We start from the raw sequence: 15,887 nt of genomic DNA, 5'->3' as shown, positions 1-15,887 counted from the left end.
TCCTTTGAAGGCGGAGAAGACGTACGACCAGAGGACGACGCCGACGAATTGCAGGCCTGCATCCCCATGACCAAACTGATGCTCAGTGCCAGAGCCCCGCGCCGCAACCGGCAAAAGGGTAGTGGGATCGACTTTTCCATGCCTCTATCTTCGCGGACCCACGCATTGCTGACTAGCTAATGGATGCTTAAAGGGGATATAAGCTAGGCTAATCAATATTTCCCTGGAGCCTGAACTATGGTCAGACGTAATCTGAACGACCTTCTCGCCTTCGTCACGGTAGCGCGCGAAGGCAGCTTCACGCGTGCCGCCGCAGCACTGGGCGTGACGCAATCGGCCCTGAGCCAGACTATCCGGGCTCTGGAGGAACGACTTCAGATCCGCCTGCTTACGCGCACCACGCGCAGTGTGTCGCCTACACCGGCTGGCGAGCGGTTGTTGAACGCCCTCGGCCATCGCTTCGACGAGATCGAGGCAGAACTCGACGCCTTGACTGAATTGCGCGCCAAGCCGGCTGGTACGGTGCGGATCACCTGCGGTGACAACGTGCTGCACACGATTTTGCTCCCCAGGCTTACGCCCTTGCTACGCGAGTACCCCGACATCAAGCTCGAATTCGATGTGAATTACGGTTTTCGCGACATTGTGGCGGATCGTTTCGATGCGGGCGTGCGCCTCGGTAACACCATCGACAAGGACATGATTGCCATGCCGATCGGGCCGCCGTTGCATCTCGCGGTGGCGGCCTCACCTGAATATCTCGCCGCTCACCCGGCGCCAAAAACGCCGCAGGAACTGACTGGACACAATTGCATCAACCAGCGCATGCCAACATCAGGCGGTTTGTACGTCTGGAATTTCGAGCGAAGGGGCCGCTCAGTCAACGTGCGAGTCGACGGTCAGCTGATCTTCAATACCACACAGCCGCAGGTCGACGCGGCGCTGGCTGGGCTCGGCATCGCACTGTTGCCGGAGGACGAGTTGATGCAACACATTGAAGCAGGCCGGCTCAAGCGCGTACTGGAGGATTGGTGCCCAAGGTTCGAAGGCTACCACCTCTACTATCCGAGCAGACGCCAGCCCTCTCCTGCGTTTTCGCTGGTGGTGAAGACGCTGCGCATCCGGCCAGATGGGGTAAGGCGTTGAAAGATCACGAGCTTACGCTGTCGGTCCATCGACTTGGAAAGCGGTCGTTCAGGCCGCATTGCTGACCGTCGGCTCATGACCGGCAAGCGTCCGTTCGCTCGCCGGCGCCAGCTTAAACTTCAGTCTGTTCCGCCCTTTCAAGCGCGTCGTCGACTTCGATGCCGGGATATCGAACCGTGCTTTCCAGTTTGGTATGACCGAGGAGCAATTGCACCGCCCTGAGATTCTTGGTACGCCGGTAGATCAGGGACGCCTTGGTGCGGCGCATGGTGTGCGCTCCTTGACACGACCCAACGATGTACGACGCGCGCATATTGTCGTGTTGAAATATGTGGCGACTCGTGAATTCGGCTGGGAAAGAGAAAATCCGAACCCGCCTCCCTTCACGTGAAGGGAGGATTAGTCTGCTCTACCTGCCAACGGTCACTACCCGACCCTCAATAGCCCTTCACCTCGATGCTCACGAACGACCGCGGTTCAACCTGTTTCGGACGTCCAGCTATCACCTGGCGCAAATCTATTTCGCAAGAATCAAATGACATCTCGTTCGTGGTTGCCGATGGCCGCTCACCCCAATGATTTCCATTGGAAGTTTTGTCCGACAGCAAATCGTGACCACCGGCCCCGTAGCTACAACGTCATACCCACAAGAAAAGTATGTCGGACGCCAGATGCGCTGCCGCCAGCGCAGTAATCTCGCTCTGGTCATAGGCCGGCGCCACTTCGACGACGTCTGCTCCGACCAGATTGATCGGCTTCAGTCCTCGCAAAATGGCCAGTGCCTGAGCTGATGACAGACCACCGGGGACGGGCGTTCCCGTTCCCGGTGCGGTCGCCGGGTCCAGGCAATCAACATCGAAAGTCAGGTAGACAGGTCGATCGGAGACGATCGATTTGATTCGCTCGATCACGGCGCGCGGACCGTGCTCATGAACCCACGGCGCGTCGATGATATTGATTCCAAGCGTGTCTTCATTGCTGGTTCGAATGCCGATCTGAACGGATGTCGCCGGATCGATCAAGCCTTCCTTGACTGCCTTGAAAAACATCGTCCCGTGATTGAGGCTGTCTGGCGTATCGTCTTCCCAGGTGTCGGTGTGCGCATCGAAGTGGATGAGCGAGAGCGGCTTGCCGAACTTTTCTACGTGCGCGATCAATAGTGGGTAGGTGACGTAGTGGTCGCCGCCAAAGGTCAGCATTTTCGCGCCTGACGCAAGGATCGTCCGGGCGTGCTGAACGATTGATTCCTTGATGGTCGCTGGATTGTGCGCGTCAAACCAACAGTCGCCGTAATCGATACAGGCAAGGGTGTCGAACAGGTCGATGCCCCACGGATAGGGATTGATCTCCGACAGTTGCACACTCGCCGCTCGCACTGCGGCCGGACCAAAACGCGCCCCAGGCCGAAACGACGTCGCGAGGTCCAGCGGTATGCCGGAAATTGCGACGTCAACGCCTTCGAGTTCGCGCGTGTAGCGTCGGCGCATGAAGGACAGCACCCCTGCAAAAGTGTTTTCAACCGAAGTGCCGTGAAGAGACGAGCGGCGGATCGCCCCGTCGCCGTAGATGACGTCATTCATAGTAGTCGTATCAGGTAGGAAGTATTCTTGACGTGCCGGGCGGCCGCGCGGTTTAGAACCGCGCGGAAGCTGGGGTTGCCGGGATCGTTGATCGAGCGTGTAAGGCGCTTAGGTGCCGGCCTTCAACTTCGACCAGAGGCGGTTTTCAAGGCGGACAATGTCAGCCGGCAGGGGCTTGGCGAGCGTCATGCGGTTCAGGACTTCGTCAGACGGATACACCGTTGCATCCTGAATCATGGCAGGTGTGACGTACTGGCGGGCCGCACGATTGGCTGTCGGATAGAACACCTCGTTCGTAATCTCCGCATTCACCTTCGGATCTTCGATGTAATTGATCCACTGCATCGCCGCTTCCGGGTGTGGCGCGTCCTTGGGTACGCCCATAACGTCGAACCACAGAATGCCGCCCTCCTTGACATTCGAGAACTTGACCTCGAACGAGCGTTTGGCCTCAGCAGCACGCCGCCGCGCCATGCCGCCGTCGCCCGACCAGGCAAGAGCAACGCAAATGTCGCCATTCGCGAGGTCATTGATGTAGCTGCTGGAATTAAACTGGGTGATGTACGGCCGCACTTTTTTCAGCACTTCGTAGGCAGCGGCGTAGTCACCCGGGTTTGTGCTGTTGACGTCCTTGCCCATGTATTGCAGGGTCGCGCCGAACACGTCGTTCGCCTGATCAAGGAACGATACGCCGCAACCCTTCAGCTTCGAAACATTGGCTGGATCGAGTACCAGGGCCCAACTGTCGACAGGTGCGGCGTCGCCTAGTGCCTTTTTGACCGCCTGCACGTTGTACGCAACGCCGTCGCTCCCATAGGCCCACGGAACGCCGTACATGTTGCCGGGATCCGCATCCGCGATCTTTTTCATCAGGACGGGGTCGAGATTGGCAAGATTCGGCATCCTGGCCTTGTCCAGCTTCTGGTAGATGCCGGCCTGGATCTGCTTGCCCATATAATTGGACGTAGGAACTACGATGTCGTAGCCGGCGCTTCCAGCAAGCAGTTTGGCTTGCAGGGTGTCGTCACTATCATAACTATCGTATCGGACCTTAATGCCGGTCTGCTTCTCGAAGTTCGGAATCGTCGACTTCGCAATGTAGTCCGACCAGTTGTACACGTTAAGTTCTGAATCACCGGCGAACACTGATGTGCTGACAAACGCGGCCACCCCTGCAGCACAGATACCTGTTGTCGTAATTACGCTCCGAATCAGACGGAGATTCATGGTTATTTTCCTTACAGATAGAAAGTGGCTCAATGGGTACCCGCCGCAAATCGCCGCGTGGTAGTCGCCGCGAACAGCGTCGATGCCGGAACCGATGGTATGAGCCCGCTCTGCAAAAAAATAACGAATCGTTTTTGTGGAAGTATCTTGTTTTTTGATATCTATGCTCAGACCACCTCCATTGCAGACGCTCCTCGCGTTCGAGTCGGCCGCGCGACTCTCGAGTTTCTCCCGCGCGGCACAAGAGCTTTGCATCACCCAGTCGGCGGTCAGCCATCAGATACAGCAGCTCGAAAACTGGGCTGGGCAGCAATTGTTCCGACGCGTGGGCCGTGGGGTGGCGTTGACTGATGCGGGGGAACTGTTCGGCAAGACCGTAGAGCAGATGTTGAGCTTGCTGTCGGACGTGCGGAACCGGATCGAGCCGTACGCAAATCCTGATTCGGTGATCATATACAGCCCACCATCCTTCGCTCACGGCGTACTGGCGCCCGCGCTACCAAAGCTGCGGGCAAACTACCCGACGCTAGAAGTCTGGATCGTCACCCAGCATGAGACGAGCGAGATCGATCGGGTCGACGTGGACCTGATTGTGGCAAGCAAGGGCGTGAGATCGCCCGACGTACACGCAACTCCATTGATGCGCGACTGGTCAGTAGCAATCTGCGGCGTCGAAGCGGCAAGCACTCTATCCACGCTTGCATTTCCTGATGTGCTTCAGGCGGCGCCATTGCTGACGCTTGAAAATGACCCCGACTGGGCACCGTGGTTGCCCGAGCTTCGACGCAACGGCGTGCAGCCGTTGCGGGCCATCACGTGCGACGATCCTCATATTCTTCTCGATACGGCATCATTGAACATGGGTATAGCGATGCTTTCGCGCGTGTGGGCGCGACGCGAGATCGCGAGCGGACAGCTTGTCGTGCTGGATCAGATCCCATCGGTCGAACTACCGCCCCTATCCCTCTGGCGATCCAGTCGGACGTCGCGGTCCCCAATGGTCGATGTGGTCCACGCGTGGTTGCTTGATGTGTGTTCGGAAGATATCCCGATCGGCGCCGACTGACTTCCTGCTGCTTTGGGCAGTACAACAGGCGCTTACGCGCCGGCATCGGATGGCTGAACTTGGCCGATCTCTGACTGACGCGACCAGCGGACGACAACCCGCTTCTGCCGTTCGGGCCGGGTTCAGCCAAAAAAAGCTTCCAACGCACTACGGTCATTTTTGCCGTCGTCTCAGCTGGAGTGTGGTCAGCCGAACGAGGCTCTTCGAATTTTCCCGGCTTTGCATGTCACCGCGTTTGCGTTCATGAGAATCTAGTTTGTCGCGTTAGGAGCGGCTCTGCCGCTTCGAAAGCGACAAACTTTTTCTCATTCACCTACGGGGGTTGCAATGGATCGCATCAATTCAGTTGTTTTGACGCAAAATAGGGGTTATACGTCGCTCGGAGAACGTTTTAATCAGAGCACCGTAAAGAAAACGGAAAGGTTGCCGTTTACGATAAAGGTGGCAAGTAACCCGGCGGACCTCGACCTGGCCGTCGAAATGCGCCGCGCCGCCTATCGCCGCCACTTGCCGGAGTTCGCCGAGACCATGGGCGTCGAGCCGTTGGATTACGCGCCCGGCACGATCGTGCTGCTCGCGCAATCGCGGCTGGACGGCGGACCGATCGGCACCATGCGGGTCCAGACGAATGCATTCGCTCCGCTTGCGGTCGAACAATCGGTCCGCCTGCCGGACTGGCTGAGTCAAGCGAGCCTCGCCGAGGCGACGAGGCTCGGCGTCGCGCGCGGTGCGATCGGTCGGATGGTGAAGGTGGCGCTATGCAAAGCGTTTTTCATGTATTGCGCGCAGAACGGGGTCGACTGGATGTTAATCACGGCGCGCTCACCGCTCGATCGGGAATACGAAGCGATGCTATTCGGCGATGTATACGGCCAGAACGAATTCCTGCCAATGGCGCACGTTGGCGGGTTGCCACACCGGGTGATGGCGAAACCGGTTGCTTTGGTCCGTCAGCGCTGGGCGAAGGTCAATCACCCGTTCTTCGGCTTTTTTTTTGAAACGGATCACCTCGACATCGACGTCAGCGTTGCATCGAAGCAGGATGAAACCGGCCACGGCACCGAGCGCGGCGACCTGTCGAGCAGCGCCACAGGCCCTCTGCGGCTGCCGAGCGAAACGTAAGGCAAGATCTTCGCCCGAAGACATTCGGGCGCACAAGAGGTCGGTGGCGTCAGCGCAGTCGCGCTTTCGCTGCTGACTATCGCAGCATCGCAATGAGATCGAGAATGAAGTCATTGGGGAAGGGCAGCAAATGACACGCGTTAAGTGGGCGTTCCGGGACCGACTGACCGGCTGGGCTTTCCAGCGATTCTCGGTATACGTGGCGCCATTTGTGATTGTGCTTGGCAGCATCGCAGTCATGCTCTGGGCGCCGCGCCAATTCGATACTACGGGGACGGTCCCGCTCAGCTTTCCCGTGATTGCCGATCCGACGGCGACACTGCCACCCTCCACCGCCATCGCCCGCCTGCGCGACACCGCGCCCACTGCACGTTTCAATACCCATCTCGCGGAAACGCCGTTCTGGTTCCTGCTCACCGCACCTGCCCTGCCCGGTAAAGGCGCCACATTCATCGACCTGCCGTCGCGGCACTCGCAGACGCTAACCTGCTGGCGGACGGGCCCCGTCCTGACGCTGCTCGGCGCGGGCGACCGCCACGGCACGAGCGGCGAGATGCGCTCCAACAAGGCCGGCTTTGCGCTCAGGCTTGAGGAGCACGCCCCCCAAGCGCAGATCCTGTGCCGAGGCACCTTCTCGGGACCCGCGTATATCACCGCTTCCGCATCGAGTCCCGACAAGCTCGAGGTGTCCAACCTCGAATTCAACCAGGCCGCATCGCTGATCACCGGCGGCCTGCTGACGCTCGCGATCTTCGTGTTTGTTACGGCAATCATCAATCGAGAATGGACTTACGTGATCTTTGCCGCCTGGCTCGTCGGCAACCTCCGGTTGAGCGCCAACGCAATGGGCTTCGATACCGAATGGATGGGCTGGCTCATCCCGCCCGACCATATCGCGCTTTTGCGGGAATTCACGTTCGCTGCCTACTACGTGCTGACTACGACGCTCTTTGTGGAGCTGTTTCGCCGCGAGCTGAAAGCAATCGGCCTGCGCTGGAGCCTGCACGCCGTGCGGTATGGCGGCTGCCTGCTGATGGTCGCCGCATTCACGCTGAATTACGCGCACTTCATTCCGGTGCTGTGGGCATGCGCCAGCTTCTGCATACTGGTGCTGACCTACTTCCTCGTACAGTTGTTCATCAAGGCGCGCTCGCGCACCGTGCTCTGGTATGTCGCGTCAATGGCCATTGTGCTGTTCGCGACGCTGTCGCAAGTGCTCGCCGCCGCGCTCGGCGTGAAAGCGCTGGCGGGCGCGCTGAGCCCCGTAGTGACGGCGCTGTCGTCGAGCATGCTTTGTGCGTTCGCTATTGCGGAACGTATGCGCGAAGAGCGCGAGCGCCGGCGGCAAATGCAGGTCGAGCTGCGCAACACGTATGACGTCACGCCGATCGGCCTCTTCACACTGAACGGAGAAAGCGCCTTCGTCCGCGCCAATCCGGCGCTGCACTCGATGCTGGGTCTGCCCCAGCAGCACCACGGCACGCATTGCTGGGCCGACTATTTCGCCGCGGGCGCCGAGCGCGCGCTTGGTGAACTTCTGGAGCGCGACGACTCGGCGTCGATCGAAATCGAGGGCACAGTCGGCACGAAGACAGAGGCGCGGCGCTACTCGCTGCGGGCCATTCGCGCGAACGGCTTCATCGAGGGCTCGCTCGAGGACGTGACGGACCGTTCGAAAGCGGTGGAGCGGCTGCACTTTTTAGCTGAGCACGACCCTCTCACCGGCCTCCTGAACCGTCGCGGCATCGAGCATGCAATTGACCGGCAAAGCGGCGAAAGCGGTCCGTGGGCACTCGCGTATCTCGATCTCGACCGGTTTAAGCTGTTAAACGACCTGTTTGGCCACGGGACCGGCGACGAAATACTGCGGCATGTCGCTGCACGCCTCGTCGAGCGCCTCGGCTCCGACGTGCCGATCGGGCGCATCGGCGGTGACGAATTCGTGTGCGTGCTCGCGAACATGACGATCGACGATGCGATCGCGCACTGCCGTGAACTCGTCATGGCGTTGAACTCCGCACCGGTTCATGTCGACACGCGAGCATTCCAGATCAGGGGGTCGATCGGCGTAGTCGAGTGCTCGCGAGGTGAACGGGTCCTGGACGCCCTCGCCTATGCCGACCGCGCGTGTCGCGCCGCGAAACGCGGCGGCAATGCGCGGCTCGTCGCACTGCGCAAGGGCGCGCCAGCGTTCGAGGAGCGCGCCGCCGAGATCAGTCTGATCGAGGCGCTTGGACAGAGCCGTTTGCCCGAGGGGCTGTTCCTCGTGATGCAACCGATCATGTCGATGCGCGCACCGGCAGAAGCGCTCGACTTTGAGGTGCTGCTGCGGCTGCGCATGCCGGACGGCTCGGTGGCGACCGCCGCGAAGCTGATCGCCGCCGCCGAGGACTCCGGCACCATCGTCGCGATCGACCGCTGGGTGCTCTCGACGACGCTCGCATGGCTCAGGGACAACCGCGCGTCGCTCTCCACCACTCGCTTCGTGTGCGTGAACCTGAGCGGCGGTTCGCTCAACGACGAACACTTCCTCGACGAGCTGTTCGCGCTGTTCTCGCGTCACGAGGACGTCGTCCATTACCTGTGCATCGAAATCACCGAAAGCGTCGCGCTGCACGATCTCGAGCATACAGAGCGCTTCATCGCGCGGGTGCACGACATGGGTGCAAAGATCGCGATCGACGATTTCGGCGCGGGCCAAACATCGTTACGCTATCTGAAGACGCTGTCGGCCGATGCACTAAAAATCGACGGCGAATTTGTGCGCACGATGTGTAACCATCCAGCCGACATTGCGATCGTCGAGGCGATCATTACCCTCGCACGCAATCTCGGCATGCGCAGCATTGCTGAATGGGTCGAAGACCTTGAGACCTTGCGCGCGCTGAATGAACTGGGCGTCGACTACGTGCAGGGTTTCGCGATTGCGAAACCGCAAGAGGCCAGAGACATTCTCGCGGCCTCCTCCGCCGCGAGCTTCGTGACTGACGTCGAGCTCACACGCTATCTGACAGCACAGCAGACGCTGCACCGCGGCGCTGATGACCAGCGCATGGAACGCGAAAGCGCGGTCTGACGCGGCTCACCGCGCGCCGGCCACCGGCGCGAGCAACTATCGCAGGCCAGAAAAAAACCTCATAGGACCGATCGGTCCGTACCGATTTAGCCCTTGGCATTCCTAGATCTTGCGCTCAGCTATTTTGTCCAGTTCACCATCGCCATCGAAATGCGAGAACCGGCGCTGCAAAAGGAGCAGGAGCGGCGTCGAGACCATCGAGAGCGCGACGACCAGCGTCACGAGCGACGAAAGGCGCAGGTCGACGACACGCGCCGCCAGTGACGCCGCGAGAACCACAAAGGCAAACTCCCCGCCCTGCGACAGCAGAATCGCAAAATAGCCGCGTTGCGACGACGGCACGTCAAACCGGGTCGCGAGAAGCCACTGCGCGCCGGTTTTGATGCCGACCAGCACCAACACGAGCCCCACCACCCTCACGGGCTCTCGCGCCAACACCTGGAAATCGATCGACATACCCACCGCGATGAAGAACAAGCCGAGCAACAGGCCCTTGAACGGCGCGATATCGACTTCGATCTCGTGACGAAATTCGGAGTCCGCAAGCATCACACCGGCGACAAACGCGCCCATCGACATCGACAAATGCACGCTCTCCATGAGCAGCGCAATGCCGATCACCCAGAGCAATGCAAACGCCGTGAAGATCTCACGCACACCGGTGCGCGAGACTAGAGGCAGCACCGCCTTCAGCACATAGCGGCCGACCACCAACACAATTCCGAGCATCGCGATGGCCTTCATTGCCACCAGCCAGCCTGGCTCCGCGGCCGCCGTGCTGGCCACCGGCCCGAGTAGCGGCAGGAGCGCGATCAGCGGAATGGCGGCCATGTCCTGAAACAGCAGAATGCCGAAGCCCGCGCGGCCGGTTTGCGTGTCCATCAGTTTGCGTTGCTGAAGTTCGCCGATCACCATCGCCGTGGACGACAACGCCAGTGCGAGCCCACCCGTCAACGCGATGCGCCACGGCGCGCCGAAGATCAGAAACGTCGCCGTCAACACGGCCGCGCAGAGGGCCATCTGCATCGCACCATAGCCGAAGATGCTGCGCCGCATGGCCCATAGCAATTCCACGCGCATTTCAAGGCCGATCACGAACATCATCAACACGATGCCCAACTCGGCGAAGTGAAGGATTGCATCGACGTCCGTCACGAGCCTCAACACCCACGGTCCGATCGTGATGCCGGCCACCAGATAGCCGAGCACCGCGCCAAAACCGAGCCGCGTCGCAAGCGGAACAGCGATCAGCGCCGCGATGAGAAAAATGACCACATCGATCAGCAACTTTGTCATAGCCGACTCTCCTGATCGCGAGTTGCCTCGCGTTGCAGCCGGATCGCCGTACGTTCGAATTTAGCGGGGCACGCATCCGGCGAGCAGCAACGTCGATCGACCATGCCGACGCAATCTGTCATTGGCGCAACACCCGCTGAATAAGCATGTGAGCATCGACAGTTGAAAGCGGTGGAACCGGATCGGCCCCGTTACAACACAGATTTTCCACGCGTCTCACGATATTTCTCCAGTGCCGCGACGCGCCGCCAAGGGTCCAGTTCATCCATGCTGACTTACGCGCGACGTGATGCCATACCACGCATCAACGCGAAGCCGGTCGGATGGCGGTAGCAATATCGCGGCTCACGGTTCCGAGCGCCCTGCTGTATGCCGCCACCACCGCATCGAAACCAGCACCGGTGCAAGGTTCGTGGACCGTGCTCCGGCCGCTTAGCGGCGGCTTTTTCGCCGGCGGCGCTACCGACCACAACACGTCGACCGTCACGGCGTCGCCGAGCGCCGCGTCGAAGCGCTGGATGTCGAGCTGGACCCGGTAAGCCAACGCGGGATCGCCGCCTATCGGATAGGTAGACACCAGCGCGCTGTTCAGCAACTGCCCCAGGTCGGCGCTTACCACGCGTGGTATCTGGCTTTTCAACGGATCGGCCCAGCGGGCAAATTCGTCGATATCCACCTTGTTGTCGCCGCTGCGAACCACGATCTGCGGCCGGTCAACGAGGTCGGGCACCGTCACCACGCCGATCAACACTGCGATTGGCGCGGCGGGTGGGTTGCCCATCTGTGGCGCCGCCGGACTCAACGTGTAGAAGTCCGACTTGGGCGAAGCGGCGCAGCCGCACAACGCGACGAGCGCCAACGCTACCGCTACGGATGAGCGCATCATTTCTTATCCTCCAGCTTGCCGCGGATCAGTGCCTCTGGATGGCGCTCCAGATAGTCCGCCAGCGTGCGGAATGCCGCCGCCGTTCGCGCCAATTCCTTCATCGCGTCGCCGGTGTTCTGCGACAACGCGGAATCGGGCTGCAACGCGTTATTCGCCGAGTCGAGGGCGGCCTTCGCCGCGGCCAGTGTCTGAGTCGCTTGCGGTGCGACCTCGCTATCCAGCCGCTTGAGCAATGCATCCGCATCGCGCAGGGTCTGATGCGCGTCGTTGCCGATTGCTTCGAAGGGGATCTTGTTCAGCTTGGCAATGAGCGTCGTCACCGAATCCTGCAGCGATTGCAATCCGCCCGGCACGGTCGGAAACACCGGCGGGTTCGCACTCCAGTCCATCGTCGCTTTGGACGCATTCGGGAAGAAATCGAGCGCGACATAGAGCTGGCCGGTCAGCAGATTGCCGGTGCGCAGTTGGCCTCGCAAGCCATGGTCTACGAGCGTTTGCGCAAGTTGCTGCCGATTGGCATCGGTGGCCAGCCTGCCGCCGGCCGCTCCCGACGCAAAGCGCGACGTGAAGCGCTCGGGAAACAGTTTGATGTCGACCGGAATGCTGAACTGCTTGGTGACGGGATCGAAGCTCGTGTGAATCCCCGATACCTCGCCTACCACGATGCCGAGGAAATCAACCGGCGCACCCACCGACAAGCCGCGCACCGACTCCTTGAAGTTCAGCACGTAGTTGTCGACGATACGGTCGTGGCGTTTCATCGCCTCGATCTTGTCGGAGAACAGCGAGAACTCGGTACTTGCATCCGCCTCTGGCCGATCGACCGCGTCGTCGGGCGCCTGGAAAGCAAGCCCGCCAATCAGAATGGCCACCAGCGATTGCGTATTGATCTTCACTCCGGTCGCATCGAGCGAGACGTCGATGCCGCTCGCCTGCCAGAAGCGCGTATCGTTCTGCACGTACTTGTCGTACGGCGCGTTGACGAAGACATGCATCGTCACGCCTTTACCGTTCGCGTCGAGCCTGTACGAGATGACCTGGCCGACCTGCAAGCGTCTGAAATAGATCGGCGAGCCGATATCGAGCGAACCCATGTCGTCGCCCTTCAGGGTAAACTCGCGCCCCGGCACCCCGCTCGCGAACACCGGCGGCGACTCGAGCCCGACGTAGTCGCGCCGGGACTTGGGCGAACTGCCCACGTCCATGCCGATGAACGAACCGGAGATCAAGGTGCCGATGCCCGACACCGTGCCGCCGGAAATGCGTGGACGCACCACCCAGAAGCGCGTGTCGTCCACCAGCAAACCGGTCGCGTCTTTCGAGAGTTCGGCGGTGGCGACCACCTTCCGGTGATCACCCGACAACGTCACGCTTTTGACCACGCCGATATCCACGTTCTTGAACTTGAGTTTGGTCTTGCCCGCGTCGAGCCCCTCGCCGGTTTCAAAACTGATGGTGACGGTCGGCCCCTGTTCGAGAATCGCCTTGACCGCGAGCCAGCCGCCGATCAGCACCGCCACCAGCGGCACCAGCCACACCACCTGCATACGCCAGCGCGAGCGCGGCGTCGCCACCGCTTCGGGAAGCTCGGGTGGCCCGGGAGGTCTAGACATGAGGATGCTCCGTCGCGTCCCAGATCAGGCGCGGATCGAACGACATGGCCGCGAACATCGTCAGCACGACCACCGAGCCGAACGCGACCGCAGCCGGTCCCGCCTGGATCGTGGCCAGTGCATTGAACTGCACGAGCGCGACAAGAATGGTGATGACGTAGATATCGAGCATCGACCAGCGGCCCACGAGCTCCACGAGCCGATAGATGCGGGTTCGTTGCTGCACGAGCGTGACCGAGCCCCGTTGTGTGGAGATCACGAGGTACATCAACGCGAGGATCTTCAGCATCGGCACCGCGATGCTGGCGATGAAGACCACCACCGCGAGCGGCCATGACCCCGAAGTCCAGAGATAGACGACGCCGCTCAGAATGGTGTCCTTCTCCGCGCCGAACAGCGAGCTGGTAGTCATCACAGGCAACGCGTTCGCCGGGATATACAGCACGATGGCGGCAATCAGGAAGGCCCAGGTGCGCGCGATACTTTCGGGTTTGCGCGCATGCAGATGGGCGCCGCAGCGCGGACACGCAGCGCCGTGCACATGAGCCGCCGACTTCACCAGGAGGCCGCAGCTATGGCAACTCAGCAGGCCGCAACGCAACGCGGTATGGGCCGCCGCCGCGGCGGCCGCCTCCGTCTTCGAGACCGCATCGTCGAAGCTGCCGATGCGCTGCCAGAGTGCGCGCGGATCGAACGCGGAAGCGGCGGCCGCCAGCAGCAGCATGAGCGCGCCGAACGACCATAACGCGACACCCGGCACGACGCTCGCAATGTGCGCGAGCTTGACGAGAGCCACCAGCATGCCGAGGATCAGGACCTCGGTCATGCCCCACGGCTGCGCGAGATGCATCAGGCGAAACACAAGATCAGCGTGATACGGGCGGCGGTTTAGCTGCAGCGGCACCAGCAGATACGCCATCGCTGTCATCTGCAACAACGGCATCAGGAAGGTGGTGGCGAGCACGAGACCCGCAATCGGCCACATGCCGTCTTTGTAGAGCACGCTAACCGCACCGAGCAACGTCGTCTCGACGAGATCGCCGTTTACCGCGAGCCCGACAATCGGATACAGATTGCTGATGAAGAACAGCACGACGCACGTAAGCGTAAAAGCGAGCGCCCGGGCCGTGCTGTTGGGATGCGCGCGATAGAGTTCAGCGTGGCAGCGGCAGCAGCGCAGCGTGCCGGCGGGCGGCATCGCGGATTCGCGCTGCAGCAGATCGCATTCGTGGCAGGCGACGAGGGATATCGGAGCGGCCTCGGTTGGCTCGTTTGTCGCGGCGGTGATCATTCAGGTTGCTCCGCGCCGGGCGAGGTGGGTGACGGTTTCGCGGGTGGATTCGCTGACGGACTCACCGCCGGACTCACTGACGGATTCGCCAACTGAGTCCCTGATTGATCGCCAGCCTGACTGGCCACCTGCGCTACCGCCTTCTGCCCCATCACCCGCCCGGTCATGGCCTCAGCCTGCACGACCCACCCGCCGCCCATCGCCTTGTAGAGACCAATCAGCGAGTTGAACACCAGACCATTGGTCTGCGTGTAACTCAACTGCGCGTTGAACAGACTGCGCTCGGCGTCGAGCACCTCGATATAGCTCGTATAGCCGCCTTCGAAACGCAACCGCGCAAGCCGTGCATATGTCCGCAGCGAGTCCACCTGGCGCGCCTGCACGACCAGTTGCTCGCGCGACTTCTGCAGCGCGATGAGCGCGTCGTCGACTTCCTGGAACGCGGTCTGGATAGACTGCTGATACTGGATCAGTGCCTGTTGTTGTTGCGCCTCTGCCTGACTGACCTGACCGCTGATGCTGCCCGCCGTAAAGATTGGCACGGTCAACGAGCCGGCGTACGACCAGACGCGCGCAGGCCCCGTGAAAAGCTTCGAGAACTGTCCGCTCGTCGAACCGAACAGACCCGTCAGCGAGATTTGCGGAAAATACAGCGCGCGCGCCGCACCGATCAGCGCATTGGCCGCAACGAGGTTTTGCTCGGCCTGCAGCAGATCGGGACGTCGCTCGAGCAGGTCGGACGGCAGACCAGCTGGCACGACGGGCAGCGCCAGTTCGGTCAGCTCACGGCCCCGCAGAATCGGACCCGGGTTGCGCCCGAGCAGCACCGACAATGCATCTTCCTGCTGGGCAATCTGCGTCTCGATCTGTGGAATCGTCGCGAGCGATGCTTCGTATTCGGACTGGCTCTGCGCGAGTTCCATCTGCGAGACATCGCCGCCGGAAAATCGTGCCTGGAACACTTTGACCGATCCGGCGCGGCTGTCGGTGGTTGCTTTCGCAATCGCCAGTTGCTGGTCGAGATCACGCAGATTGATGTATGAGGTGGCCACCGAAGCAACCAGCGAGAGAATCGTCGCCCGACGACCCTCCTCGCTCGCGAGCAGGCTCGCACGCGCCGATTCAGTCTCCCGACGCACCCGTCCGAAGAGGTCCAGTTCCCACGCCACCGACAACGGCGCCGAAAACGCGTTGTAGACGGGACCGACACCCACAGGCAGCGGTGTCGGCCCGGCCTGGGAAGCACGCTGACGCGATGCGTCGAAGCCGGCGTTGATCTGCGGAAACAGCGCCGAGCGTGTCGTCACGAACTGACCGAGAAACTGGTCGACGCGGGCCGCCGCGATCTTCACATCCTTGTTGTCCGCGAGCGCGGCCAGAATCAGATCGTTCAGAACCGGGTCCTGAAACTGCTCCCACCACGGTGTATTGGCGACCTCCGTGGTTTCACCGGGTTCGAAACGGAAGTTCGCGGGTGTCGCCACGTTTGGGCGCACGTAATCTGGACCAAACAGGCAACCGCTCAATCCCGTTACGAGCAGCAATGCGGGCGCCAGACGCAGCCGGAATGGAGAGCCTCTCATG

Annotated in this window: 11 protein-coding genes and 1 pseudogene; 4 read left to right on the top strand and 8 right to left on the bottom strand. The window is 61.2% G+C overall.

All coding sequences use genetic code 11. From position 1 onward, the window contains the following. Positions 1–237 precede the first annotated feature (237 nt). Entirely contained in the window at positions 238–1,146 is a 909-nt protein-coding gene (locus tag PQQ52_RS21970) for a LysR family transcriptional regulator (protein ID WP_408215765.1), read from the top strand. A 112-nt stretch (positions 1,147–1,258) separates the two neighbouring features. On the opposite strand, the pseudogene PQQ52_RS21965 reads toward PQQ52_RS21970, so the two are convergent. From PQQ52_RS21965 to PQQ52_RS21955, 3 genes and pseudogenes are all read right to left on the bottom strand, one after another. Next, positions 1,259–1,517, bottom strand: a pseudogene (locus tag PQQ52_RS21965) (tyrosine-type recombinase/integrase); the annotation flags it as partial. Between the two features lie 267 nt (positions 1,518–1,784). After that, complete coding sequence (speB, locus tag PQQ52_RS21960) at positions 1,785–2,726, bottom strand: agmatinase (protein WP_408215763.1); 942 nt, start codon at positions 2,724–2,726, stop codon at positions 1,785–1,787. A 108-nt stretch (positions 2,727–2,834) separates the two neighbouring features. After that, positions 2,835–3,953, bottom strand: a complete 1,119-nt coding sequence (locus PQQ52_RS21955; RefSeq protein WP_408215831.1) for a polyamine ABC transporter substrate-binding protein — start codon at positions 3,951–3,953, stop codon at positions 2,835–2,837. Positions 3,954–4,134: 181 nt separating this feature from the next. Here PQQ52_RS21955 and PQQ52_RS21950 point away from each other — a divergent pair, with 181 nt between their 5' ends. From PQQ52_RS21950 to PQQ52_RS21940, 3 genes are all read left to right on the top strand, one after another. Next, a complete protein-coding gene (locus tag PQQ52_RS21950; protein ID WP_408215760.1) occupies positions 4,135–5,019 on the top strand; it encodes a LysR family transcriptional regulator in 885 nt (294 codons plus the stop codon). Positions 5,020–5,460: 441 nt separating this feature from the next. Beyond that, positions 5,461–6,141, top strand: a complete 681-nt coding sequence (locus PQQ52_RS21945) for an N-acyl amino acid synthase FeeM domain-containing protein (RefSeq protein WP_408215758.1) — start codon at positions 5,461–5,463, stop codon at positions 6,139–6,141. A gap of 130 nt (positions 6,142–6,271) precedes the next feature. Beyond that, the gene (locus PQQ52_RS21940; RefSeq protein WP_408215755.1) at positions 6,272–9,217 is read left to right on the top strand and encodes a putative bifunctional diguanylate cyclase/phosphodiesterase; all 2,946 of its coding nucleotides are present in this window, start codon (positions 6,272–6,274) and stop codon (positions 9,215–9,217) included. A 102-nt stretch (positions 9,218–9,319) separates the two neighbouring features. Here PQQ52_RS21940 and PQQ52_RS21935 read toward each other — a convergent pair whose 3' ends face one another. From PQQ52_RS21935 to PQQ52_RS21915, 5 genes are all read right to left on the bottom strand, one after another. Beyond that, complete coding sequence (locus tag PQQ52_RS21935) at positions 9,320–10,513, bottom strand: monovalent cation:proton antiporter-2 (CPA2) family protein (protein ID WP_408215752.1); 1,194 nt, start codon at positions 10,511–10,513, stop codon at positions 9,320–9,322. 304 nt (positions 10,514–10,817) lie between these two features. Then, entirely contained in the window at positions 10,818–11,399 is a 582-nt protein-coding gene (locus PQQ52_RS21930) for a PqiC family protein (RefSeq protein ID WP_408215750.1), read from the bottom strand. Continuing rightward, positions 11,396–13,012, bottom strand: coding sequence for a PqiB family protein (locus PQQ52_RS21925; RefSeq protein ID WP_408215748.1), 1,617 nt, complete (start codon positions 13,010–13,012; stop codon positions 11,396–11,398). The genes PQQ52_RS21930 and PQQ52_RS21925 overlap by 4 nt, the downstream gene beginning before the upstream one ends. Then, entirely contained in the window at positions 13,005–14,303 is a 1,299-nt protein-coding gene (locus PQQ52_RS21920; RefSeq protein WP_408215745.1) for a paraquat-inducible protein A, read from the bottom strand. Before PQQ52_RS21920 ends, PQQ52_RS21925 begins: the two co-directional genes overlap by 8 nt. Next, a complete protein-coding gene (locus tag PQQ52_RS21915) occupies positions 14,300–15,886 on the bottom strand; it encodes an efflux transporter outer membrane subunit (RefSeq protein WP_408215743.1) in 1,587 nt (528 codons plus the stop codon). Before PQQ52_RS21915 ends, PQQ52_RS21920 begins: the two co-directional genes overlap by 4 nt. Position 15,887 lies beyond the last annotated feature (1 nt).

Source organism: Paraburkholderia sediminicola, assembly GCF_046030555.1.
In the GTDB taxonomy this organism is placed as follows: Bacteria; Pseudomonadota; Gammaproteobacteria; order Burkholderiales; family Burkholderiaceae; genus Paraburkholderia; species Paraburkholderia sediminicola_E.
This window is presented reverse-complemented; position numbering and strand designations above follow the sequence as displayed.